This is a genomic window from Ralstonia flatus (assembly GCF_958439105.1).
In the GTDB taxonomy this organism is placed as follows: domain Bacteria; phylum Pseudomonadota; class Gammaproteobacteria; order Burkholderiales; family Burkholderiaceae; genus Ralstonia; species Ralstonia flatus.
This window is the reverse complement of the sequence record NZ_CAUDLI010000002.1, coordinates 245,272-268,092: the sequence shown is the minus strand read 5'-3', so window position 1 is coordinate 268,092 and position 22,821 is coordinate 245,272. Positions and strand designations below refer to the sequence as shown.

Sequence of the window (22,821 nt, the reverse complement as noted above, 5' to 3'; positions counted from 1 at the left end):
GGAGCCTTACCAAAACGCCTGCTGGCCGGACAACCGGAAGTACTTTGCGATGACCATCAAACCGAGCAGGCGCTCCTGGTCGCGATCCATGAACTGTGCGACCCATCGGTTGGCGTTGCGGACAATCGCCAACGCATCGCCCGGGTATTTCCGGTAATGCTCCATTTTCTCCTGAAGATCGGAATAATCGTCCTTCAGCAGAACATAATGCACATCTGGAATCAGCCTCCCCTCCATGAACCACGTCTCATATCGGGGCCGCCTCATAAAGCACAGCGAATTGGATGCCATGATCCATTTCAAATTCGTTGCAACGTCATTTCCTTCGACACTCACAATGAACTTATATTGCAATTGCTCTGCAATCGTCGTGGGCGATTTGTAAGTCGCCTTCCCAATTTCCGATTTTCTGGTATCGCCGATGTTGACGTGCGGCAGATCATGGCATCGCTCCACAAAGGCTTGGCGGTGTTCCTGATGGCAAGGGCCACGGAACACCGCCATGGGCTTCTTGTCGTGAAAGTCGATCGTGTCGCGCGCCAGCGAAAAGTGCCGGATGGCGTCGAGCTTCAAGAGAATCCCATTATGGGCGCTGCTCTTGATCGGCCGGCTTTTTACGAATGCGGGGTGGGTAGGCTCGGCCGTCACGTCCCCGCAGTCATAGTCAAAACTGTAGCCCGGCCCGAAATAGTCCATTAGATCGACAAGATCATAGAAATAGGTGCTCCCGATTTCACAATCTTTGTCGACAATGGTGCTTGTTGAGGATTTCAGCAGGAACTTCGAATACTCCACGGCATTGCGGCTCGGGTCGAATGTCTCCGAAACCGAATTGTAATAGCTCAACCGATCGAAGACGTCCTGCATACGCCGCTGGCCGGTTCTGCTTTTCAGAATTCTCTCGGCCTTTCCATTTTTTGTAGCCGGCGCGAGAAAATGGCTTGAGGCATTCGAAAAGTAATACCAGAATTTTCTTGCAGAGACCCTGCTCAAGCGGTATTTGAGATGACGCATGAACCAAAAAGATGCCGCGGAAATTAAACTCAGGGGCGTCGCTTTTTCAGGTGAAAGTTCCGAGCCCACATATAGAATAGAGTGGCGCATGGCCCACTTTTCTTTGCATGCCGCTGATGTGGGTGCAGCCAATCACGCTTCCCCCTTTTAGACAGCGCGTCGGCCGATGATGCCTCGCATCTGCGGCGGCCCTCACTTTACCGTAAGAGTCTCGCGGCTCATTCCTATTCTGGCCGCTAAGCGGCTGGCTTTCGTACGGTGCCCAGTGCCCGCCGCATGACCGTTGTCATGGCGTCACACTTTTCCGCCGCCCCAGGCCGGAGCGTTTCTCCACCCCGCCCACGGCACTGAAGACACGGGCAGGCGAGCGCCCGCCCGCCTTCGTGTTACTGCGGCACGTCCAAAGCCGTGACGGTCAATGCACCGTTCACTTTCTCGGCGATAAATCGCACTTTGCTGCCGACCTCCACCTTGGAAAGCATGGCCGGATCCTTGACGCGGAAAACCATCGTCATGGGCTCCATGCCCAGGTTGTCGAGCGGGCCATGTTTGATGGTCAGCTTGCCGGCAGCGGTGTCGATCTTCTTGATCTCGCCTTCGGACATGGGGGCGGCAGTGGTGGCCGCAGGTGCGGAAGCAGCATCCTCAGCTGCGTGGACGAACGGTGCGCCGGCCAGCAGCGCAGTCAGTATCAGGGCGTGACGAAACATGTTGGGCTCCTTGTCGAACGAGGTGATTGGGCAGGGGTCAGGACTTGTTGCCGCGGACCTGCACGGCGCCGCGCATGCCGGCCTCGAAATGGCCGGGCTGCAGACAGGCAAATTCCACGGCGCCCGCGCGCGTGAAGCGCCAGACGATCTCGCCGCGCTGGCCTGGGTCTACGGTGACGGCATTGGCGTCGGCATGCTCCATCTCGGGGTGCTGGCGCATCTGCTCGGCGTGGGCGACGAGGTCGGCCGGCGTGCCCAGCGTCATCTCATGCCGTAGCTGGCCGCTGTTGACGAGTTCGAAGCGGATGGTCTCGCCGCGCTGAACGCTGATCTGCGCGGGCGTGAAGCGCATGGTGTCGGTCATGTCGACGCGCACCGTGCGCGTGATCCGGGCGGCGTCGCCGGGTTCACCGATGGTGGCATCGCCATGGTCATGCCCGCCGGCGTGATCGCCGGATGCGTGCGCGATGGCGGCCATCGACATCAGCGCGGCCAGGAAGGGGGAACGGATCAGATTGCGTTGCATGTTTGGTCTCGGTCTACGTTTCGTATGGGATGTGGATTCAGGATCGATCAGTCGTCGATGCCGGTGCCGGTGTATTCGTAGGCGACGGTGCCCTTCGGGTGCTTGTACCAACCGGGGTCGGCATAGCTATTGCGCGGCAGATCGCGGCGCACTTTCATCACGGTGAACATGCCGCCCATTTCGATGGCGCCGAACGGGCCCTGCCCCGTCATCATGGGGAGCGTGTTGTCGGGCAGCGGCATTTCCATCTCGCCCATGTCGGCCATGCCGGCCTGGCCCATGCCCATGTAGTCGGGCACCAGCGCGTTCATCTTCTTGGCGAGGTCTTTCTGCTGCACGCCGATCATGGTCGGCACGTTGTGCCCCATGGCGTTCATCGTGTGGTGCGACTTGTGGCAGTGGAAGGCCCAGTCGCCGGGGTTGTCGGCAATGAACTCGATGGCGCGCATCTGGCCCACGGCAATGTCGGTCGTCACCTCCGGCCAGCGCGCGCTTGGCTGGACCCAGCCGCCATCGGTGCCCGCCACTTCGAACGTATGGCCGTGCAGATGCATCGGGTGGTTCGTCATGGTGAGGTTGCCCATGCGGATGCGCACGCGGTCGCCCAGACGCACGGGCAACGGGTCGATGCCGGGAAAGACGCGGCTGTTCCACGTCCACATGTTGAAGTCGGTCATCTCGGCCACGCGCGGCGTGTAGGAGCCGGGGTCGATGTCGTACGCGGCGAGCAGGAAGACGAAATCGCGGTCGACGCGATGCTGCGCCGGGTCTTTCGGGTGCACGACGATAAAGCCCATCATGCCCATCGCCATCTGCACCATCTCGTCGGAATGCGGGTGGTACATGAAGGTGCCGGACTTCTTCATCTCGAACTCGTAGACGAAGGTCTTGCCGGTTGGAATGTGCGGCTGCGACAAGCCGCCCACGCCGTCCATGCCGGCGGGCAGGATCATGCCGTGCCAGTGCACCGTGGTGTGCTCGGGCAGCTTGTTGGTCACGAAGATGCGCACGCGATCGCCTTCTACGCATTCGATCGTCGGGCCGGGGCTCTGGCCGTTGTAGCCCCAGAGATGGCCCGTCATGCCGGGTGCGAATTCGCGCTCGACGGGCTCGGCCACGAGGTGGAACTCCTTCCAGCCGCCGCGCATGCGCCACGGCAGCGTCCAGCCGTTGAGCGTGACGACGGGGTTGTAGGGCCGGCCGTTGGGCGGCGCAAGCGGCGGCTGCGTGGCGGGCTTCGATTGCAGCGGTGCTTCGGGCAGCGAGGCCGCGCCGGCGCGCGCGACCATCGCTGCGCCCAGCATGGCCGCGCCCGTGCCACCGAGAAATTGACGTCGGGAAACCATGTTCAATGTCCTTGGGGAGAGGTCGGCGCAGGGGCTGCCGCATTCGCTTCAGCCGGCGGCAGCTTGCCGCCCAGCGCCATCTGCAAGTCGGTCTGTGCAATCCAGTACCCGCGCAGCGCGTCGATGTAGCCGTTCACGGCATTCACCTGCTCGCGCGCATCGGCCAGCAGTTCGAACACGCTCACGAGCATGCCGTTGTAGCGCAGCAGCATCTCGTCGGAGATGCGCTTGCGCACGGGCACGACCTCGTCGCGGTAGTGGCGCGTGAGGTCATATGCGGTCTGGTAGCGCACGTACGATTCGCGCACTTCCGAACGCGCGCGCACGGCGGTGTCGGCAAGCTGGTCGGCCGCCTGCATGTAGATCGCCTGCGCGCGCGCCACGCGGGCGCCGCCCCAGTCGAACAGCGGGATCTCGATGCTGATCTCGTAGCCCGTTTCACGGGGCTCGTTGGACTTGCTGTTGCGCACGTAGCCGAGATCCAGCACGTTGATGAAGCGCGTGGCTTGCGTGAGCCCCAGCGACGATGCCAACCCCTCGACCTGCAACTTGCCCGCCTGGATATCGAGCCGGTTGCGCAACGCATAGGCCTCGATCTGCTGCAGTTCAGGGCGATCCTTCGGCAGGTCGGGCAGCCGTTCCGGCAGCTTGAAGTCGGTATCTGCGCCCCACACACCCAGCAGGCGGATCAACGCCTCGCGCTCGGCCTGCGCCTGCTGGCGAGCGCGCGCCAAGGTGGCGGTGGCCTCTGCATAGAAAGCATGTTCACGCGCGCGATCCAGCTTGCTGAAGTTGCCCGCAGACGCCAGGCGCTTGGCGAACTCGGCCCCGGCTTCGGCAGCCTGCTGAACCTGCTCTGCATAGCGTGCAGATTGCTCCGCAGCGACGGCATTGACGTATGCGCGGCGTGTCTCTGCGGCCACCTGCAGCATCTGGTTGGCGACCAGCAGCTTGGTCTGCTCGAAGTAACGGCCTTCGATGCGCGTGGCCATCGGCAGCGTCAGCAGGTTCAGGAACGACAGCGAGAACGTGCGCTCGATCGACACGTCGTCGCCGCTGCGCGTGCGCTTGAAACTGAAGCCGGGATTCGGCAGGCGGCTGGCCTGCACGAGCGCGGCTTCCGATAGCCCCAGCTCCGCATACGAAGCCTGCAGGCCACGGTTGTTCAGCAGTGCGATCTGCACGGCGCTGTCCATCGTCAGCGGCTGGGCCAGCAGCTCGCGCGTGCGTTGCGCGGCGCTGTCGCGTGCTTCCGGTGAACGCTGCCAGGTGGCGTCCTTGCCCAGCCGGTCGCGCGACACATCGGCAACGGTCTTGAAGCCGCTGTCTTGCGTGATGGTGCCGCAGCCGCTCAGCAGCAGCGTGCCCGCCAGCGCGCACAGGGCGACTCGGCGGTTGGAGAGTTTGAGCATGGCGCCTCCTCAGTGGTGGTGCATGCCGGGCATGGGCTCGCCGGCAAGCTTGTTGGAGGAGGCGGCCGGCGCGCTCGCGGGCATGCTGTGCGCTGCGTGGCCGCCATGCGCGGCGCCGCCCGGCTTAGGGCCCACGGCTGCGTTGGTCTCGCGCCAGGGCGCAGGGCCGGTATCGCGATACGCGTGGTAACTGTCGAATGTGCGCGGCGCGGCGACAGCCGGCACAGCGGCGTCCGCGTTCAGCGGATCAGGCGGAGATGCCGCCGGCGCAGATGCGGCGCCCTGCGCGACTACCCATGGCGGCACCAGCGCCAGCAGCGCGGCGGCCACGAACCATCGTGTGAAAAGCATGAGAAACCTCGATCAGGCGTGATGACGTACGGCCGCATGCAGTGCATGGAGCCGTCAAACCAGAGGCCAGCCCGTTCTATGGACGGACTGGTGGCGTCAAACGCGAATCAAGGGTGGACGTTGGAGCGCTTCAGGAATGAAGCTGCGGAAGGAAACAGCGAGGCCGCGCGGCGCAGCGGCCGGCAGCTTGATCAGCGGCACGCCAAGGCTGGCGGCCAGGGGAACGACCGAGCCGAGCGAACACGTCGCGCAGATCGGGCAGGTCTTGCAGTGCGACTGTGCCGGCGCTTTCGACTCGGCACCGGCGGCCATGGCGTCTTCGTGCTCGTGGCAGGCATCGGACAGGACGGCGGCGTCATCCGGCGTTGCCAGGGCAACCATCGCATCGTCCATGGCACCGCCGCGCGCCATCATGGCCGTCGCGGCAAACCCTTGCAGGGGCAGTGCCAGGACGACCAGCCAGAGCAGGAGGCGGGTCAGCAATCGGTGCATGGAAAACAGGAAGACCGTGAAAATCGTTCGCGGCGGAAACCGGTAGTGTAGCGCGATGCCATCAAATTTCACGCAATGCAGCACAACATGCGTCGCGCACGGCACAATGGCTGCCTGCTGCGTACCCATTTCTGCGCGCCCTGCTTTCCCCATCATTCCTGCTTCAACGCCCCATGAATACGCAATCCCACCAGCTCAGCATGACCGTGCTGATGACGCCCGACATGGCCAATTTTTCCGGCAACGTACACGGCGGCCACATCCTCAAGTTTCTCGATCAGGTGGCGTATGCGTGCGCGAGCCGCTATGCCGGCCGCTATGTCGTGACGCTCTCGGTGGATCAGGTGGTGTTCCGCCAGCCGATTCACGTGGGTGAACTGGTGACGTTCCTCGCGTCGGTCAACTACACCGGCCGCACGTCGATGGAAATCGGCATCAAGGTGGTGACGGAGAACATCCGCAACCAGGTCGTGCGCCATACCAACAGCTGCTACTTCACGATGGTGGCCGTGGACGACGACGGGAAGCCCGCCGACGTGCCGCCGCTGGTGCCCGCCAACGCCGAAGAACAGGAACGCTTCGAAGCCGCGCAGCAGCGCCGCGCCCTGCGCCAGGAAATGGAAGCCCGGCACAAGGCGATCAAGGCAACCTACGGCCCGTCCGGCACGCGCAACTAAGCGCACGTTGAAATCGGCAGTGCCGCGACACCCCCGCGTCGCGCCTGCCTGCCTACGCAGTCAGCAAGGAACTGCGAGCCGCGTGGTATCGCGGTCGCGCATTGTTATCCACAGGCTTACCCACTGTTTCTGTGGATAACGCGCGCGTCCCCGACGCGGCTTACTGTTGCAGCAGCCCGTGCAGAAATGCGAGCACGGCCGCATTGAACAACGCGGGGCGCTGCAACGGAGCGAAATGGCTCACGCCCGGCAGCAACACAAACTGCGCATCAGGAAGGGTCCTCGCCAGATAGTGTGCGTGCTCGGGCCGGATGAACTCGTCGTGTTCGCTCTGCACGATCGTCACCGGCACGCGCGTCGCGGCAAGCTCCGCGGCCGTGGCGTTGGGTTGCGTCTGCATCATTTCGGTGACGGCCGCGACGAATGCATCGAAATCGTCAGGCGTGGATGAGAGCGCGGTGTAATCCTTTCGATGGCGCTCGAAGCAGCGATCGATGACGGGCGTGGGCGAAAAGGGCCTGGCGCCGGTCGGGTCCATGTTGCAGCCGAAAAAGAACACGCCCGTGGCGCGTTCCGGCGTCTGCATGGCGAGGATCAGCGCAACGCAAGCGCCGTCGCTCCAGCCGATGAAGGCGGCGCGGTCGATGTGCAGCGCATCCATGACGGCCCGCACGTCGGAAGCCATGCGCGTGTAGGCGTAAGGCTGCGCATCGCGCGTGCTGCGGCCGTGCCCACGGCTGTCGATGACGATGGGCCGGTAGCCCGCGCTCATGAGTGCCGGCACCTGATTGCCCCAATTGCCGCTATGGCCGAGCCCGCCATGCAGCAGGATCACAGGCGTGCCGGCACCGAACGCGGCATACCAGATGCGGGCGCCATCATGCTCGACATGGCCGTCCTCAACCGCGGCCGGCAGCGGTTCAGCACCGTGGGCCGCAAACCGGGTCAGATCGTCGTCGAAGGGGCCCATGTCAATCAGGTATCACGCCGTGTAGCCAAGCGCCGCAAACTGCTGCTTGAACCACCAGTAACAGAGCGCCGCAGCCGCCGCAAACATGGCCACGCGCACCCAGGGTCTTGAGGTCTTGAGACATGGGCGTTCCGCGGAAGGGTTTCGCCATCGCTGCGCACCGGCGGCCAGCACGATCCCGCGAGAATAGAGAAGCCCCATCGGCCATGCAACTTGTGTTAAGCCGGTTAGCACAAGCCGCCATCCCGCGTCGGACTAGCGCGCCGCTTCGTCTTCGACTTGGATGCCCAGTTCATTGAGCACTTCGCGCGCGGATCGAAAGGCTTCGATGGCCGCTGGCGCGCCGGCATAGATGGCGCTATGCAGCAGCACTTCGCGGATCTCCACCGCCGTTGCACCGTTGTTGATGGCCCCGCGCACATGGCCCTTCAGTTCAGTGCTGCGGCCCAGGGCGGCCAGCATCGCGCAGGTGCACAGGCTGCGCGTCTTGAGGTCGATGCCGTCCCGCTGCCACGTGCTGCCCCAGGCGTGCTCGTTGAGCCAATCCTGCAGCGGCGCCGAGAACGCATCCAGCCCGCTCATCGCGCGTTCCACGAACGCGTCGCCCATCACCTGCGCGCGGCGTGCGCGTCCGGCCTGCTTGTCTTGTTCCGACACGATGCCCTCCTCCGTTCTGAAAAAAATCAGTCAATCAGGCTGGCTTGACCAGCAGCATCATCAGCGCGGTACCCAGCAGCACTGCGCAGAAGGCCAACCGCAGACGCCGCGCTGAAAACCGATACGCCAACGCCACACCCCACGACACGCTGGCAATACCACCGGCGGCCAGCGGAATGCCCGTTCCCCAATCCACATGGCCGGCATGCGCATACGTTGCGAGTGCGATGAGCGAGCCGGGCACCACCAGCGCGAGCGCCATGCCCTGGGCGCGTGTCTGCGGCATACCGAAGAACGTCACGAGCGCCGGCACCACCACGAGCCCGCCGCCCACCGTGAAGATGCCCGACATCGCCCCGCTGGCAACGCCCATCAATGGCAGGGCTGCGGCCGGCATTGCGCGTGGGGCAGCGTGCGTGGCGTCACCGGCATTCGGCTTCTCTTTGAGCTGCGAGGCAAAGTACACCGCCAGCGCGATCAGGAATACGGCAAATGCCGTATGCAGCAGATGGGCATCGAGCCCCGCTGCAAAACGCGCGGCAACGTAGGTCGCCGCCATCGAGAACACGCAGATCAGCGCGACGGAACGCAGATGCACCGGATGCCGCTGGTGATACCGCCAGAAACCGATCAGCACATTGGGCGCAATCATTACCAGGGCGGTGCCCTGCGCAAGGTGCTGGTCCATTCCGTACAGGTAGCCGAGCACAGGAATGGCGATCAGCCCGCCGCCAATGCCGAGCAAACCGCCTGCAACGCCAAGGCCCATGCCGAGCAGCAAATTGACCAGACCCGTGAGAACCGCGTGAGACGCCATGCCGACAAGAAAGGAGGGACGAGAACAAACGCGGCGGCGCGCTGTATCTGCTACAGCGCGCCGCCGGAAGTGAAGCTCAGATTGTAGCGCCCGCCGTTACGCCGGGGTCTCGGCAAGGTGCGCAGCGAAGCCCGATTTTCCGGGTGCGATTCCGGCGCGCAGCGTGAGCGCCGGGATTTCGTAGTCTCCGGCGTTCTGCCGCCGGAACGGGATCGGCGCGGTGGTGAACAAGGTGTCGAGTCGCTCGCCCAGCGCGCGCGTCGTCTGAGCAAAGCGCGCCTCGTCCATGCGGCCGGTGCGGTAGCTCACGAACGGCGGCACCACATCGAAACCGGGGTAGTACAGGATGCCGTGCTGGATGGGGAACAGGATGTCGTCGATCGGGCCGTTGATGCCGCGCGGGCTGTAGTGCGACGCCCACCCGCCCGTCGTCACGATCAGCATGGCGCGTTTGCCGGCGAGTGTGCCTTCGCCGTAGCGGTCGCCCCAGTGGGTGTCGGAGTGCTCGCCAACGCCATAGGCGAAGCCATACGCATAGACGCGCTCGACCCAGCCCTTGAGGATGGCCGGCATCGAAAACCACCACAGCGGAAACTGCAGGATCACAGCGTCGGCCCAGCGCAGCTTGGCTTGCTCCGCGGCGATGTCCGGGGACTGCAGACCGTTCTCGAAGGCGTACTTGGAATCCAGCGACGGGTCGAAACGCGAGCCCACCGGCGCGACAGTGCTGTCGCTGGCATCAAGCACGGCCTTCCATTGCATGGCGTACAGATCCGATACCTGCACGGTGTGGCCGGCGGCCTGCAGACGCTCGACGGCAAAGTCCTTGAGGGCACCGTTGAGCGACTTGGGTTCAGGATGGGCGTAGACGATCAGGACATTCATGGTGGCAGCTCCAAATGAGGAATTGGCTCCAGAATGCGGTCCACCCAGGTATATTGGAAATGAATTGTTCATATTCCAGGCATAGCCATGAATAATCTCAGACGGTTGGACCTGAACCTGCTGGTGACACTGGATGTGCTGCTGACCGAGCACAACGTCACCCGTGCGGCGGAGCGGTTGAACTTCTCGCAGCCTTCCGTGAGCGTGCATCTGGCCAAGTTGCGCGCCATCTTCGGCGACCCGCTTTTGCTGCCGGGCCCGCGTGGCATGCGCCCCACTGCCCGCGCTGAAAGCCTGCGCGAACCCCTGCGGCTGGCGCTGGAAGCACTGGAGCAGGCCGTCGCGCCCGCCAGCCCGTTCGACCCGGCACACGCCACCAACACGTGGCGCGTGGCCGCCACGGATTACGGCGAATCCACCATCGCGCTGCCGGCGCTGAATACGCTGCGCACAAGCGCGCCGGGCACGCGGCTCGCCATACTGGAGCTGGTCCCTACTCGTCTGGAAAAGCAAGCCGAGCAAGGGGAGATCGATCTCGCGTTCCACACCACAGACGGCGCACCACCGGGCCTGCGCCGCCGTACGCTGTTCACTGAACGCTATGTGCTGATCGGCCGCGCGGGGCATCCGCGCCTGAAGCGCAAGCCCACACTGGCGCAGTTCTGCACGCTCGATCACGTGATCGTGTCGCCCGATGGCGGTGGTTTCTTCGGCGTGACCGACGAAGCCCTGGCGGCAGCCGGTGCCACGCGGCGCGTCGTGCTGTCGGTGCCGCACTTCCTGTTTGTGATGACAGCGGTGGCGAGCACTGACATGGTCGCCATGCTGCCCGAGCGGCTCGTGCGCGGCGCCAGCGCGCTGCAGGTGGTCGAACCGCCGGTGGAGGTGCCCGGCTATGAGATGTCGATGCTGTGGCATGAGCGCGTGCATCGAGACCCCGGACATCAGTGGTTGCGGGATGTGATTGCAGGCGCGGTCTGAAGAACCGCGCCGCCGCCGTTCCCCTACTTGCACTGCTGCTTCTTGATGGACACCTCATTCAAATCGGCGGCGGTGTAGAGCGCCGGCACGTTCGGGTCGCCGGCAACCGTCATCGCCGCGTTCAGGTTCGCCAGTGCCTGGAGGTGGCCGGCCTCGCCGCTGGCAAAGCGCTGCTGCTCCGGTTTCGATGCGCCGTACATGCCGTTGCACAGCAGCGCCTTGCGGAAGATTTCCAACACCTCGATCCGCGCAACGTACGTCTCGCGCCGCTCCGAAGCAGTGGCGGGCGCGTGGTTGATCTTGGCGTAGTGGTTGGCGCACTGCGTGCCGAGAATCGGGTACGCCTCCTTGATGCCGTCACAGGAGGCGACTGTCGCGGGCGGTGCAGCCAATGCGACCGCGGCCGCCAGCGACGCGATCAGGGACACCAACGCCAACAGCGCGACGCGGATGACGGGCACATTCGAGCGGATGTTCATTGCAGGTTCTCCTCAGTCAGATACGTGAACAAGAAACACAGCGGCAACCGGTAGCGCTGCGTGAACCGACGATACGGGGGAGGTCTGTGGCGCGGAATGCACCAGACGTTCTGGCCCAGGCCAGGGGAAACGCGGCATGGGAGCAATGGCCAAGCCGCCCCCAGTGCATTCGGCGGCGATGGTTGATTGCCATGGCAAGGCGCAACGTGGGCTGCCCACAACGCTTCATGCGGCGGCCAGCCCGTTTGCGCAATCTCCGTTTGCCGGGCTGGCGCGGCCCCGGTAGAGTCTTCCCCCAATGGGTTCACACCCAGAGGTCTGGGCAAAACCGGAGTGATCCGGCGACGCAAAGCTATAGGGACTTCGTTGGACGAAGTCAGCCAGTTGCCCGCCAACCCGCAACGGGAGCGGGCCTGATGACACACGCAAAGAATGGCGTGGTCGGGGGCACACAATGAAAACGATACAAACGGGGGGGCGTTCGCCCGCATCCGCCACGCAGGCCGTGGCATCGCAAATGGGCAACGCAAAGCGCAGGTTCGCCCGCGCCGCATATGCCGCATTCGCACTGGTGTCGGGCGCGCTGATGGGCGCATCGCATGCCAGCGCTGAAGGGCTGCTGGTGCCGTCGTACATCTATCCATCAGGCACAGGCGCAACGCAGTGGAGTGCGCTGGCCACAGCGGCAACGTCGGTACCCACCACGGTCATCCTCAACCCGAACAGCGGCCCGGGCACCACGCAGGATGCCAACTACGTTGCCGCCGTCGCCAAGGTCCGTGCCGCAGGCGGCAAGGTGATCGGGTACGTGTCCAGCTCGTACGCCAACCGGTCGTTGTCGGCCGTGGTGCAGGACATCAACACCTACCAGGCGCTGTACCAGGTCGACGGCTTCTTCATCGACGAGATGACCGCCGACAGCACGACCGCGCACATCCAGTTCTATCAGTCGGTCTACAACTACATCAAGGGGTTGTCGCCCAACTACACGGTCACCGGCAACCCGGGCACCAATGTGCCGGAGATCTACGCCAGCCTGCCAGTGGCAGACCAGCTCGTCGTGTTCGAAGACAGCGCCCGGCACTACGCCAGCTATGCGCCGCTGGCGTGGCAGGCCAACTATCCGAAGGCGCGCTTTGCGCACATCGTCTACGCGGCGTCGGCCACGCAGATGCAAACTTTCGTTCGCAACGCGTCAGGCAAGGGCGCTGCTGCGGTGTTCATCACGAACAAGACGCTGCCGAACCCGTATGGCGCGCTGCCGAGTTACTGGAGCCAGGAGGTGTCCGCCACGGCCGTTGCCCCGTGACCGCGCGGGCATGACGCACGCCGCATGGGCGGGCTGATGCTCCGCACATGCTTTATATTCGGGCCACACTGCATCCCCCCTTCGCCGCCTGCCGGCGTCGAGGCAACAACAAGGAGAACCCCGTGGCCCTTTCTTCCAACAAGCTGCCCCCCTGGACTGTCGCCGCCCCGCTGCTCGCGTGGGTGGTGCTGGTCGGCGGCTCGTTCATGACGCCCCCCGGCTGGCTCATCGCACTGATGGCGCTGGCACTGGCGGGGGCCGTCTTCGCTGCCGTCCACCATGCCGAAGTCGTCGCGCACAAGGTGGGCGAGCCTTTCGGCACGCTCGTCCTGGCAATCGCCGTGACCGTGATCGAAGTGGCGCTGATCGTGTCGGTGATGCTCTCTTCCGGACCGGAGAAAGCAGGCTTGGCGCGCGACACCGTGTTTGCGGCGGTCATGCTCATCTGCAACGGCATCGTGGGCGTGTGCCTGTTCGTGGGCGGCCTGCGCCACCGCGAGCAAGCCTTCCAGGCGCCGGGGGCCACCGCCGCGCTGGCCGTGCTGGCTGCACTGGTCACGCTGACCATGGTGCTGCCCAATTACACGAGTTCCACGCCGGGGCCGGTCATGACCTCGTCGCAGTTGGCCTTTGCCGGCGTCACATCGCTGGTGCTGTACGGCTGCTTCGTCATCGTGCAGACCATCCGCCACCGCGATTACTTCCTCGTCGACAGCGCCAACGAAGACGTGCACGCCCCGCCGCCGCCAGCACGCGTGGCGGCGCTCAGCGCGGTGTTGCTGATGGCGTCGCTGGTGGCCGTCGTGGGGCTGGCGAAGGTGCTGTCGCCTTCGGTGGAAGCCGCCATCCTGAATGCCGGCGCTCCGCCCGCCACGGTCGGCATCGTCATCGCCGCGCTGGTGCTGCTGCCGGAATGCCTGGCCGCCCTGCGCGCTGCCAATGCAGACCGCATTCAGACCAGCCTGAACCTCGCGCTGGGCTCGGCGCTGGCGAGTATCGGCCTGACCATCCCGACCGTGGCCGCCGTGTTCATCTGGATCGGCCGCCCGCTCGAACTGGGCCTGGGGCCCAAGGAAATGGTCCTGCTGTTCCTCACGCTGATCGTGTCGTCGCTCACGCTGGGCAAGGGCCGCACGACCATCCTGCAAGGCGTCGTGCACCTGGCGATCTTTGCGGCGTACCTGTTTCTCTCGATCGTGCCCTGAGCGACGCGCACGATCGCGGGTCGATGTATGGGGCGCCGGATAGGCGCCCTTTTTTTGGCGCCACATCAGGCGCTACTGCACCGGCTCCATGCTTTGCAGCAACGTGGGAATCAACTCCGACACCGTCGGGTGAATGTGCATGGCGCGGCTGATGGTCGTGTACGGCGCCTTGGCATACATCACGTCCAGAATCGAATGCACGGCCTCGTCGCCCCCCACACCGAGGATCGACGCGCCCAGGATGTCGTGCGTCTGCGCATCGACCACGACGCGCATGAAACCCTGGCTCTCGCCCTTCTCCACCGCACGGCCAACTCGCGTCATCGGGCGGTTGCCGACCAGCAGCTTGCGCCCTGATTGCTTCGCTTCCGAGAGCGACATGCCGACGCGCGCAAGCGGCGGGTCGATGTACATGGCGTACGCCTGAATGCGGTCCGACACCTTGCGCGGATCGTCGTCGAGCAGATTGGCCGCCACGATCTCGTAATCGTTGTAGGCCGTGTGCGTGAAGGCGCCGCGGCCGTTGCAATCGCCCAGGGCCCAGATGCCGGGCACGTTGGTGCGCAACTGATCGTCAACGACAATATTGCCGCGCTTGTCGATTTCCACGCCGGCCTTGTCGAGACCGAGATCATCGGTATTGGGCACACGCCCCACGGCCATCAGCAGATGCGAGCCCGACAACTCGCGCGCGCCGCTGCCGCACTCCAGGCCGACCACGACGTTGGCGCCGTCGCGTCGCACGCTCAGGCAGTCGGCGTTGACCTGCACGTCGATGCCTTCCGCTTCCAGAATCTCGCGCACCGCCTGCGATACGTCTTCGTCTTCGCGCGCGATCAGGCGCGGTCCTTTCTCGACAATCGTCACCCGCGATCCGAAGCGGCGGAACATCTGGCCGAACTCCAGCCCGACGTAGCTCCCGCCGATCACGACGAGGTGCTCGGGCAGAAAATCCACGTCCATCATGGTGGAGTTGGTGAGGAACGGCACCTGATCGAGCCCGGGCATGGGCGGCACCAACGCCCGACCGCCGACGTTGATGAAGATGCGCTCGGCTTCAAGCAGCTCGTCGCCAACGCGCACGGTGCGCGCGCTTTCGAAGCGGGCATGGCCCTGCAAGACCGTGCAGTGCTCCAGACCGCGCACCCATTGCTCCACGCCGTGGCTGGAGCGGCCGGAAATCTCATCCTTACGGGACTTCACGCGCTGCATGTCGACGGTGACACCGCCGTCGATCATCACGCCGTATTCGGCCGCACGCTGGGCCATGCGCGCTGCATAGGCGCTGGCCACCATGGCTTTCGTGGGGATGCAGCCCGTGTTGACGCACGTACCGCCAAAGCGGCCGCGCTCGACGATGGCGACCTTCATGCCGGCGCCCGACAGGCGCGCCGCCAGCGGAGGGCCGGCCTGGCCGGTGCCGATGATGATGGCGTCGAAGCGTTGCGTCATGGCGCTCTCCTTCGTGTGGTTGCCGACGGCAGCCGTCTCGCTATGGTAGGCGGCGCACGTGGCAACGGCGAGTCGCGACGACAGGTTTTGCCGACCGCGCCGTCGCCGGAAGGAAAGCAAGAAAGCGGCCGGTGCGCTCAATAGCGAGCGCACCGGCGCATCAGATCAGTGGTGGTGATGGTGCTTGCCGTGGCGACGGTAGCCGCGGTCGTCACGGTCGGAGTACGAATTGCGCTGCACGTTGCCGCCCAGTGCTGCACCCGCGCCGCCACCCAGGCCGGCGCCCACGATGCCGCCCGTGTGGCCGCCCATGGCGTTGCCTGCAGCCGCGCCCACGCCGCCGCCCAATGCGCCGCCCACGATGGCGCCCTTGCGCTCGCGGCCGTTGGCCGTCAATGCGCCGCCCGCGCCGCCGCCGATCGCCCCGCCGATCACCGAGCCGGTCTGCCCGCCGAGTGCGCCGCCCACGGCTGCGCCGCCTGCGCCACCCAGCGCGCCGCCGAGGGCATTGCGCAGGTCATCCGCCGCTGCGGGCAAAGCCGTCAGGCCGGCGAGCGTTGCCACAATCAGGGCCGGTGCAATTTTCTTCAACATGGTGTTCTCCTTATGCGCAAATGCAGGATGCGGCACTCGCCTCAATGAGGGCCGATCCGGGCTCGATGAGTTCGGAGCGGAGAATACAAGCCGCCCAACGGGCCGGGTTAAACACATTCGTCAATCTCGTAACAGAATGTTGCCGGTTTGAGCCCATCCGTAAGCCGTTGATAAGACAGACAGAACAGGAGAACCCATGCCCAGCTACATCGCCTTCCTCCGCGCCGTGAACGTGGGCGGCACCGGCAAACTGCCCATGGCCGAGTTACGCGCAATGTGTGAATCGATCGGCTTGACCGGCGTACGCACCTACATTGCCAGCGGCAACGTGGTTTTTCAGAGCCGGCTGGCGGAAGCGACCATCAAGGCGAAGCTGGAACGCTGCCTGGAGGACTACGCCGGCAAACCCGTGGGCGTACTTGTGCGCACGGGCGCCGAGCTGGCGGCGGTGCTGGAAGGCAATCCGTTCAAGACGGCGGCGCCCAACCGGACAGTCGCGATCTTCCTGGATACCCCACCGCCCCCCGATGCATTGGCCGCCGCCACCGGCCTTCGGACGGAAGAGATGGCCCTGGGCACCCGCGAAATCTACGTGCACTACGGCGACGGCATGGCCGATTCCAAACTGAAGATCCCCGCCGCCAAGACGGGGACGGCGCGCAACATGAACACCATCGCCACGCTGGTCGACTGGGCCGCCGAATAGCGGCCCTCAGCGCCCGTCATTGCGCTGCCGACTTGCGCTTCGTCATGTGATGAAAATACGCCAGCAGATCGTTGAGCTGCGCATCGGACAGCGTCTTCTCGTCGATGGCCGACATGCGTGCGTTGGGCCACCAGCGCAGGGATTGCGGATCGCGGATCAGGTGGCGCAATTTCTCGTCGCCGAGGTATTCCACCGGGCTGTACGGCACGTTCAGATCGGGGCCCAGGTTGGCATCGCCGGCGCGATTGAGGGTGTGGCACGAAAAGCAGACGCGCTGGAACGTGGCGAAACCGCGCATGACCGGGCCGTCTGCGGGCAGCCCCGCGGCGGGCCGGATGGCCGCGAAGCGCTCGCCCGGCAGCGCGGCCACGTCGATGCGCACGATGCTGTACGTCCACAGGCTTTCATTGACGACCGACGCCTTGGCCGGCGGCGCCGTCCAGATCAGCCGGAACGGGCCAATGTCCTGGCCCTTGAGCGTCGGCCACGGCGCGGCGGGGTCTTCCACGGCCAGCCAGGCGCGCGGGCCGTCGGCGCGATCGCCCAGCAGCAGGCGCATCGGCAGGTGCGAAACGTAGCCGTCGCTGGCGGCGGTGGTGGCACTGGCTTCGGCGCTGACCGTCTGCCCTTGGAACAGCGCCGTCACCGGGATCGCCTTGAAGGTCAGGCGGCGCTTCAGGTTCTGGTCTTCCACGGTCACGCTGGTCAGGCGGGGATCGTGCAGCAATGCGTCGCGCGACAACGTGCGGTGCTCGGTGCCGATGTTGACGGTCAGCGTCGCGCCGTCATCGGGGGCATCGGCTGCATGGGCGGCGCTGCCGAACGCCACGCATGCGCAGAGCGTCCATCCAGCGATCGTCGCAAGCCAGTTCTTCATGGGGTCTCCTGTCGGCAAATCGGGCCGGAAATCGGGTCATTTCGTTGCGACGAGAGTGTAGGCAAGCGCACGAGGTTTGGCACGGTTTTCGTTATCGATCCACCTGTGCCTGCACGTGCTGCCTGACGGTCTGCAACGCGGCGTCGAGCCGGTCGAGCGCGACGGAGCCCAGCGCCAGCCGCAACGCATGCGGTACCTGCTTCGATGTCGCAAACGGCTCTGCGGTGGACACCGAGATGCCGTCCTGCTGCAGCGCCACGGCAACGCGGTCGGCGCGCACCTCGGGCGGCAGCGCAAGCCAGACAAAGTACGACGCAGGATGCGTGACCAACGTCAGGCCGGCCAGCGCCTTGCGGGCAATCGCCTGACGGGCTGCCGCATCGCGCCGTTTCTCGGCCTCCAGGCGCTCGACCGTGCCGTCGTCCAGCCATGTGCAGGCGAGGCTCGTGACAATGGCCGGGGTGTTCCACGTCGTGGCGCGGATGGCGCGTTCCAGCTGCGGCACCCACGCTGCGGGCGCGGCAACGAAGCCGAAACGCAGGCCGGTGGCCACACTTTTCGACAGGCCGGAGATGTAGACCGTCGATTCCGGCGCCAGCGCGGCCAGCGGCGCGGGCGGGTTGTCTTCCAGAAAGGCGTAGGCCGCGTCTTCCACGGCGAGCAGGCCGTGGCGACGCACGATGGCCGCCAGTTGGCGCCGCCAGCCGATGCCGCTCACCCAGCCGAGCGGGTTGTGCAGTGTCGGCATGACGTAGACGGCGCGCACACGGCGGCGTGCGCACAGCCGCTGCAGTGCATCCAGGTCCAACCCTTGCCCGGCGGCCGGCAGCGGCGCCAGTTCCAGATGCAGCATCTCGGCGACGACCTTGAAACCGGGATACGTCAGCGCGTCCACCGCCACCACATCGCCGGGCTTGAGCAGCGCCATCGCGGTCACGGCCAGGCCGTGCTGCGCGCCGTCGACCACAAGCACGTTGTCCGGCGGGACAGGCAAACCGCGCTGTGCCAGATGGCGCGCCACGCAGGCGCGTTCATGCGCGCGGCCGCCATGCGGTGCATAGCGCAACAGCGCCTCCAGATCGCCTCCGGCAGCGAGCTTGCGCAATGCGCGGCTCAGCAGCCGGGCTTGGCCGGGCAGCGACGGGTAGTTGAAGTTCAGATCCACCACGCCGGCAGCCACGGCCTGCTGGTCGATACCGAGGCCGCGCGGCAGCGTGTTTTCGCGCACGAACGTGCCGCGCCCCACTTCGCCGCTCACCAGGCCCATCGCTTCGAGTTCGGCATATACGCGCGTGGCCGTGACCAGCGCAACGCCGTGGCGCTGCGCCAGTTGCCGGTGCGTGGGCAGGCGTGTGCCGGGCGGCAGATGGCCGCTGCGGATCTGCGTGGCCAGTTCGTCGACGAGCGGCTGGTAGCGGGCCTGGGTCATTTCCGGGGTGTACTAAGGACAATTTTTTGATTGTATTGCCCCGTGCGCCTAGCATCCGATCTATTCCGACGCTGCAGCACACCACTCATGCACATCGCCATCCTGACCTTCGACGGCTTCAACGAGCTGGATTCGCTCATCGCCTTTGGCGTGCTTCACCGCATCAAGAAGCCGGACTGGCGCGTGAGCCTGTGTTGCCCGCACACCGAAGTCACGTCGATGAACGGCGTGACGATGCATGCGCAATCGATGCTGGAAGACGCCCGCACCGCAGATGCCGTGCTTGTCGGCAGCGGCATCCGCACGCGCGATGTGGTGGCCGATCCGGCGTTGATGGCGCGGCTGGCGCTCGATCCGTCACGCCAGTTGATCGGCGCGCAGTGCTCCGGCACGTTGATATTGGCCAAGCTGGGGCTGCTCGGCAGCGTGCCGGCCTGTACGGACCTGACCACCAAACCCTGGGTGCAGGAAGCCGGCGTGGAAGTGCTGAACCAGCCGTTCTACGCCAACGGCAATGTGGCGACGGCAGGCGGCTGCTTTGCTTCGCCGTACCTGGCGGCATGGGTGATCGCGCGCACGGAAGGCATTGACGCCGCCGCAGAAGCCCTGCACTACGTCGCGCCCGTCGGCGAGAAAGAGGCCTACGTAGAAAACGCCCTGCGCAACGTGCGGCCTCACCTGCCTGGCTGATCGCGGTGGCGCGAGCAGGCCGATAGACTGGTTGGCCCTTCACGCATCGCAGATACGCGATCAGGAGTCACTTCTTGAACACGCTGACGACACTGAAGACGCTGGCCCTTCCCGTTGCCCTGCCCGTTGCCGTGGTGCTGCTGGCCCACAGCGCCGGCGCGGTTGCCGCCGAGAGCCTCGCCAACGGCGTCAAGCGCCGTGCGCCGCAGGGCATTTCCACCAGGCTGTATGCCTGCGTCGACAAGGCGCCGGACAACGCCGACGCGATCGGCGCATGCCTCGCTGCAGAAAAGGCCGCGCAGGGCGAGCGCCTGGACCGTACGTACAAGACACTGCTCGGCGCATTGAACGGCAAGGCGAAAGACGCACTGGTGAGTTCTCAGCAGGCGTGGCAGGACTTCCACGCCAGAACGGCGGCCTTCGAGACTGCCATCTATGGCAAGGGCAAGCTCGACGATCTGCAGCGCCTGGAGAATGAAATCTTCCGCCTGAGCGAGCGCGCGAACGCACTCGACAAGTACCTGGCCGCGAAGGGACAGTAAACCGTTCAGGCGTCGGCCGTCGCCGACAACCAGTTGCGCAAGATCGCCACGCTGTAGCGTGAATCCACCTGCGCGATGAACTGCGCGAAATCCACGCTGGCCGCGTCATCCGCGCGGTCGGAAATCGTCCGGATGGCGGCAAACGGCACGCCCCACTCGTGGCACACCTGCGCGACGGCGGCGCCTTCCATCTCGACGGCCAGGGCGTCGGGCAACGCCGTACGCAGCACCGCGCTTTCTGCCGAGGTGCAGACAAAGCGGTCTCCGCTGACGATCAGGCCGCGATGCACCTGCGGCGCCGCAATCCCGAACGCGCGCATGACATCCGGGCCGAGCAGCGCATGCGGGTCGGCCAGCACGGCGCCGGCGCTTTCCAGTAAGCCGTTGGCGAGCGACGTGTCAGCGGGGAAGCGCGCCATGCCGGTCAGCGGAATCTCCCAGCGTTGGAACAGCGGCGACGCGTCCACATCGTGTTGCAGCAGTTCTTCCGACACCACGACGTCGCCCACTGCCACGCCGGGCGCCAGCGCGCCGGCCACGCCGGCAAACACCACCGCGCGCACGTTGAACTGCGTGATCAGCACCGCCGTGGTGGAGGCGGCTGCCACCTTGCCGACACGCGACAGCACCACGACCACTGCGTGGCCATCCAGCCGGCCCGTCCAGAAATCACGGCTGCCGATGTGGATGCACTGCGCATCGGACAGGCACGTCAGCAGTTCGTTGATCTCTTCATGCAGGGCGGCAACGATGCCGATCGGGCCACAGGCGTTGGGCTGGGAAGACGGTGGGTTCATGCGGGATGCGGCGCCGGCTTGGGGCGTGGATACGTCGAAAGACGCCATTGTCGCCGCAATCGGCCTTGGCCCGGCACCTGAACTCAGAGGCGCTGCGCCGCGCGTTGCACGGCGTCGTGGCGATCCGCGCGCAAGCGGTCCAGCCGCGACGTCACCGCTTCGAGAATCTCCGGTGCTGCGCGCTCAGGCCGGCCGCAATCGAACGGCGGCGCAGGGGCGTATTCGATACCGAGCTGCACAGCCTGCGCATGTTCGGCACCGGCAATGTCCGCCATGACCGTCAGCGCCATGTCGATGCCGGCCGTCACGCCGCCGCCGGTGATGAGGTTGCCGTCACGCACCACGCGGGCTTCGTCCACGGTGGCGCCAAACGCGGGCAGCAAGTTGCGCCATGCCCAGTGGCAGGCCGCGCGCTTGCCCTGCAGCAACCCCGCCGCGCCCAGCACCAGCGAGCCACTGCAGACGGACGTGACATAGCGTGCGCCGTCGGCCAGACGCCGCACCTGGCGCACAAACTCTGCGTCTTCCATGGCTTCGATCACGCCAAACCCGCCGGGCACACAGATCAGGTCTGCGTGCGGAATATCGGCCAGCCGCTGCACGTTCGAGATGGTGAGACCACCATCGGCATGGATGTCGCCTCCGGTTGCGGAAGCCACCACGCATTGCGCGCCGGGCAGCCGCCAGAACACTTCGTGCGGACCGGTGAAATCGAGCTGGGTGACGCGGTTGTACACCGCAAAGACAACGATGAATGGGGAAGTCGTCATGGTTTGGCTCTCCTGAAAGTGATGTGATGGCGGGTTGACGCTTCACAGGATCGCGCTCTATCGTGTTGGCAGCAATGACCAGTCTCCCACTTTTTCTGCCATGGCCCATCGCATCGCTGTGCTGATCTTTCCGGACTTCCAACTGCTCGACGCCGCAGGCCCGGTGGCAGCGTTTGAAGTCGCCAGCCGTTATCGGGACGACCACTACGCGCTGCGCACGATTGCCGCGCAGGCCGGCCTTGTCCGCAGTTCTTCCGGGGCGCGCTGGGACGCCGACGCCCTGCCCCCGGCCAGCCAGGTCGACACGCTGCTCATTGCCGGCGGCGACGGCGTGGATGCGGCCATGGCCGATGCGCGCACGCGCCGCTTTGTGCAGCGCTGCGCGGCCCGCGGCGCGCGCGTCGCCAGCGTGTGCTCGGGCAGCCTGCTGCTGGCCGCCACAGGTTTGCTGAACGGCCGGCGTGCCACCACCCACTGGAGCCGCAGCGAGCAGTTCGCGCGCACGTTTCCGCAGGTGCAGCTCGAACCCGATCACATCTACGTGAACGACGGCCCGATCTGGACCAGCGCCGGCATCAGCGCCGGCATCGACCTGGCGCTCGCGCTCATCGCCGACGACCTGGGCGAGCGCCTGGCACGCGCGGTCGCAAGGCAGCTGGTCGTGTACTACCGCCGGCCCGGCGGACAGTCGCAGTTTTCAGCGCTGAATGAGATGGATTCGGCACGTGGCCGCTTCAAACCGCTGCTGGACCACGTGCGCCGCAACCTGGGCGCGCCGCATCGCGTGGGCGATCTGGCCGAGCACGCCTGCATGAGCCCGCGCCATTTCGCGCGCGCGTTCCAGGTCGAAACCGGTCTCACTCCTGCAAAAGCCGTGGAAAAATTGCGCGTGGAGGCGGCCCGCGCCGCGCTGGAAAGCGGGGCTGTCTCCATGCAGCGGGTGGCCGCCGAATGCGGTTTTGGCGATACCGAGCGCATGCGGCGCAGCTTTCAGCGCTTGCTGGGCGTGCCTCCATCATCGTTGCGCGCACGCTGACACCGCTAAAACCCGCACCACTCCGCCATCTGGCCTCCTCAGGTCCGAACTTTGCGTCCAAGCCCCGCGCCGCCCGATATCGACAAGAAAGGGCGGG

At 65.5% G+C, this 22,821-nt stretch carries 26 protein-coding genes and 1 riboswitch; of the genes, 8 read left to right on the top strand and 18 right to left on the bottom strand.

The features are described 5' to 3' along the window. Positions 1–6: 6 nt before the first annotated feature. The 7 genes from R2676_RS04940 to R2676_RS04910 all read right to left on the bottom strand — a co-directional run bounded on the left by R2676_RS04940 (position 7) and on the right by R2676_RS04910 (position 5,980). On the bottom strand, positions 7–1,104 hold the full coding sequence (locus R2676_RS04940; RefSeq protein WP_316856865.1) for a glycosyl transferase family 90: 1,098 nt from the start codon (positions 1,102–1,104) through the stop codon (positions 7–9). A gap of 296 nt (positions 1,105–1,400) precedes the next feature. Further along, entirely contained in the window at positions 1,401–1,724 is a 324-nt protein-coding gene (locus tag R2676_RS04935) for a copper-binding protein (RefSeq protein ID WP_206272961.1), read from the bottom strand. 37 nt (positions 1,725–1,761) lie between these two features. Beyond that, positions 1,762–2,250: a cupredoxin domain-containing protein gene (locus R2676_RS04930; RefSeq protein ID WP_206272960.1), complete on the bottom strand. Its 489-nt coding sequence runs from the start codon at positions 2,248–2,250 to the stop codon at positions 1,762–1,764. Positions 2,251–2,297: 47 nt separating this feature from the next. Beyond that, a complete protein-coding gene (locus R2676_RS04925) occupies positions 2,298–3,596 on the bottom strand; it encodes a multicopper oxidase family protein (RefSeq protein ID WP_206272959.1) in 1,299 nt (432 codons plus the stop codon). Between the two features lie 2 nt (positions 3,597–3,598). Next, positions 3,599–5,008, bottom strand: a complete 1,410-nt coding sequence (locus R2676_RS04920) for a TolC family protein (protein ID WP_206272958.1) — start codon at positions 5,006–5,008, stop codon at positions 3,599–3,601. Positions 5,009–5,017: 9 nt separating this feature from the next. Next, positions 5,018–5,359, bottom strand: coding sequence for a hypothetical protein (locus R2676_RS04915; RefSeq protein ID WP_206272957.1), 342 nt, complete (start codon positions 5,357–5,359; stop codon positions 5,018–5,020). Positions 5,360–5,455: 96 nt separating this feature from the next. After that, positions 5,456–5,980 carry a hypothetical protein gene (locus R2676_RS04910; protein WP_316856866.1) on the bottom strand — a complete coding sequence of 175 codons (525 nt, stop codon included), beginning with the start codon at positions 5,978–5,980 and terminating at the stop codon, positions 5,456–5,458. Between the two features lie 44 nt (positions 5,981–6,024). On the opposite strand from R2676_RS04910, the gene R2676_RS04905 reads away from it, so the two are divergent. Further along, a complete protein-coding gene (locus R2676_RS04905) occupies positions 6,025–6,528 on the top strand; it encodes an acyl-CoA thioesterase (protein ID WP_027679475.1) in 504 nt (167 codons plus the stop codon). 160 nt (positions 6,529–6,688) lie between these two features. On the opposite strand, the gene R2676_RS04900 is transcribed toward R2676_RS04905, so the two are convergent. The 4 genes from R2676_RS04900 to R2676_RS04885 form a co-directional block, all read right to left on the bottom strand. Then, a complete protein-coding gene (locus R2676_RS04900; protein WP_206272955.1) occupies positions 6,689–7,498 on the bottom strand; it encodes an alpha/beta fold hydrolase in 810 nt (269 codons plus the stop codon). Between the two features lie 255 nt (positions 7,499–7,753). Further along, on the bottom strand, positions 7,754–8,155 hold the full coding sequence (locus tag R2676_RS04895) for a carboxymuconolactone decarboxylase family protein (protein WP_206272953.1): 402 nt from the start codon (positions 8,153–8,155) through the stop codon (positions 7,754–7,756). A gap of 34 nt (positions 8,156–8,189) precedes the next feature. After that, complete coding sequence (locus R2676_RS04890; RefSeq protein WP_027679479.1) at positions 8,190–8,972, bottom strand: sulfite exporter TauE/SafE family protein; 783 nt, start codon at positions 8,970–8,972, stop codon at positions 8,190–8,192. A 96-nt stretch (positions 8,973–9,068) separates the two neighbouring features. Continuing rightward, positions 9,069–9,857: an NAD(P)H-dependent oxidoreductase gene (locus R2676_RS04885; RefSeq protein ID WP_206272952.1), complete on the bottom strand. Its 789-nt coding sequence runs from the start codon at positions 9,855–9,857 to the stop codon at positions 9,069–9,071. 87 nt (positions 9,858–9,944) lie between these two features. On the opposite strand from R2676_RS04885, the gene R2676_RS04880 reads away from it, so the two are divergent. Continuing rightward, positions 9,945–10,838 carry a LysR family transcriptional regulator gene (locus R2676_RS04880; protein WP_206272950.1) on the top strand — a complete coding sequence of 298 codons (894 nt, stop codon included), beginning with the start codon at positions 9,945–9,947 and terminating at the stop codon, positions 10,836–10,838. 23 nt (positions 10,839–10,861) lie between these two features. Here R2676_RS04880 and R2676_RS04875 read toward each other — a convergent pair whose 3' ends face one another. Continuing rightward, positions 10,862–11,317 carry a hypothetical protein gene (locus R2676_RS04875; RefSeq protein WP_206272948.1) on the bottom strand — a complete coding sequence of 152 codons (456 nt, stop codon included), beginning with the start codon at positions 11,315–11,317 and terminating at the stop codon, positions 10,862–10,864. Positions 11,318–11,628: 311 nt separating this feature from the next. Then, a riboswitch (cyclic di-GMP riboswitch) is annotated at positions 11,629–11,709 on the top strand. Positions 11,710–11,771: 62 nt separating this feature from the next. Here R2676_RS04875 and R2676_RS04870 point away from each other — a divergent pair. Both R2676_RS04870 and R2676_RS04865 read left to right on the top strand, forming a co-directional pair. After that, positions 11,772–12,626 (top strand): spherulation-specific family 4 protein, encoded by an 855-nt coding sequence (locus R2676_RS04870; protein WP_206272946.1) that lies wholly within the window; start codon positions 11,772–11,774, stop codon positions 12,624–12,626. Between the two features lie 122 nt (positions 12,627–12,748). Then, the gene (locus tag R2676_RS04865) at positions 12,749–13,831 is read left to right on the top strand and encodes a calcium:cation antiporter (RefSeq protein WP_027679484.1); all 1,083 of its coding nucleotides are present in this window, start codon (positions 12,749–12,751) and stop codon (positions 13,829–13,831) included. A gap of 72 nt (positions 13,832–13,903) precedes the next feature. Here the strand turns inward: R2676_RS04865 and R2676_RS04860 are convergent, their stop codons facing one another. Continuing rightward, a complete protein-coding gene (locus R2676_RS04860) occupies positions 13,904–15,283 on the bottom strand; it encodes an FAD-containing oxidoreductase (protein WP_206272944.1) in 1,380 nt (459 codons plus the stop codon). Between the two features lie 165 nt (positions 15,284–15,448). Further along, a complete protein-coding gene (locus R2676_RS04855; RefSeq protein ID WP_316856869.1) occupies positions 15,449–15,877 on the bottom strand; it encodes a hypothetical protein in 429 nt (142 codons plus the stop codon). A gap of 196 nt (positions 15,878–16,073) precedes the next feature. On the opposite strand from R2676_RS04855, the gene R2676_RS04850 reads away from it, so the two are divergent. Next, entirely contained in the window at positions 16,074–16,583 is a 510-nt protein-coding gene (locus tag R2676_RS04850) for a DUF1697 domain-containing protein (protein ID WP_206273987.1), read from the top strand. Between the two features lie 16 nt (positions 16,584–16,599). On the opposite strand, the gene R2676_RS04845 is transcribed toward R2676_RS04850, so the two are convergent. Together R2676_RS04845 and R2676_RS04840 are read right to left on the bottom strand one after the other, a co-directional pair. Continuing rightward, entirely contained in the window at positions 16,600–17,460 is an 861-nt protein-coding gene (locus tag R2676_RS04845; protein ID WP_206273986.1) for a c-type cytochrome, read from the bottom strand. Positions 17,461–17,551: 91 nt separating this feature from the next. Beyond that, entirely contained in the window at positions 17,552–18,889 is a 1,338-nt protein-coding gene (locus R2676_RS04840) for an aminotransferase-like domain-containing protein (RefSeq protein WP_206273985.1), read from the bottom strand. 87 nt (positions 18,890–18,976) lie between these two features. Between R2676_RS04840 and R2676_RS04835 the strand changes: the two genes are divergently transcribed. Both R2676_RS04835 and R2676_RS04830 read left to right on the top strand, forming a co-directional pair. After that, positions 18,977–19,579 (top strand): DJ-1/PfpI family protein, encoded by a 603-nt coding sequence (locus R2676_RS04835; RefSeq protein ID WP_206273984.1) that lies wholly within the window; start codon positions 18,977–18,979, stop codon positions 19,577–19,579. Between the two features lie 74 nt (positions 19,580–19,653). Next, the gene (locus R2676_RS04830; protein ID WP_206273983.1) at positions 19,654–20,121 is read left to right on the top strand and encodes a lysozyme inhibitor LprI family protein; all 468 of its coding nucleotides are present in this window, start codon (positions 19,654–19,656) and stop codon (positions 20,119–20,121) included. Between the two features lie 5 nt (positions 20,122–20,126). Here the strand turns inward: R2676_RS04830 and R2676_RS04825 are convergent, their stop codons facing one another. Together R2676_RS04825 and R2676_RS04820 are read right to left on the bottom strand one after the other, a co-directional pair. Further along, a complete protein-coding gene (locus R2676_RS04825) occupies positions 20,127–20,918 on the bottom strand; it encodes a 5'-methylthioadenosine/adenosylhomocysteine nucleosidase (RefSeq protein ID WP_206274008.1) in 792 nt (263 codons plus the stop codon). Positions 20,919–21,001: 83 nt separating this feature from the next. Next, a complete protein-coding gene (locus R2676_RS04820) occupies positions 21,002–21,688 on the bottom strand; it encodes a DJ-1/PfpI family protein (RefSeq protein ID WP_206273982.1) in 687 nt (228 codons plus the stop codon). A gap of 100 nt (positions 21,689–21,788) precedes the next feature. On the opposite strand from R2676_RS04820, the gene R2676_RS04815 reads away from it, so the two are divergent. Beyond that, complete coding sequence (locus R2676_RS04815; protein WP_206273981.1) at positions 21,789–22,724, top strand: GlxA family transcriptional regulator; 936 nt, start codon at positions 21,789–21,791, stop codon at positions 22,722–22,724. Positions 22,725–22,821: the final 97 nt, after the last annotated feature.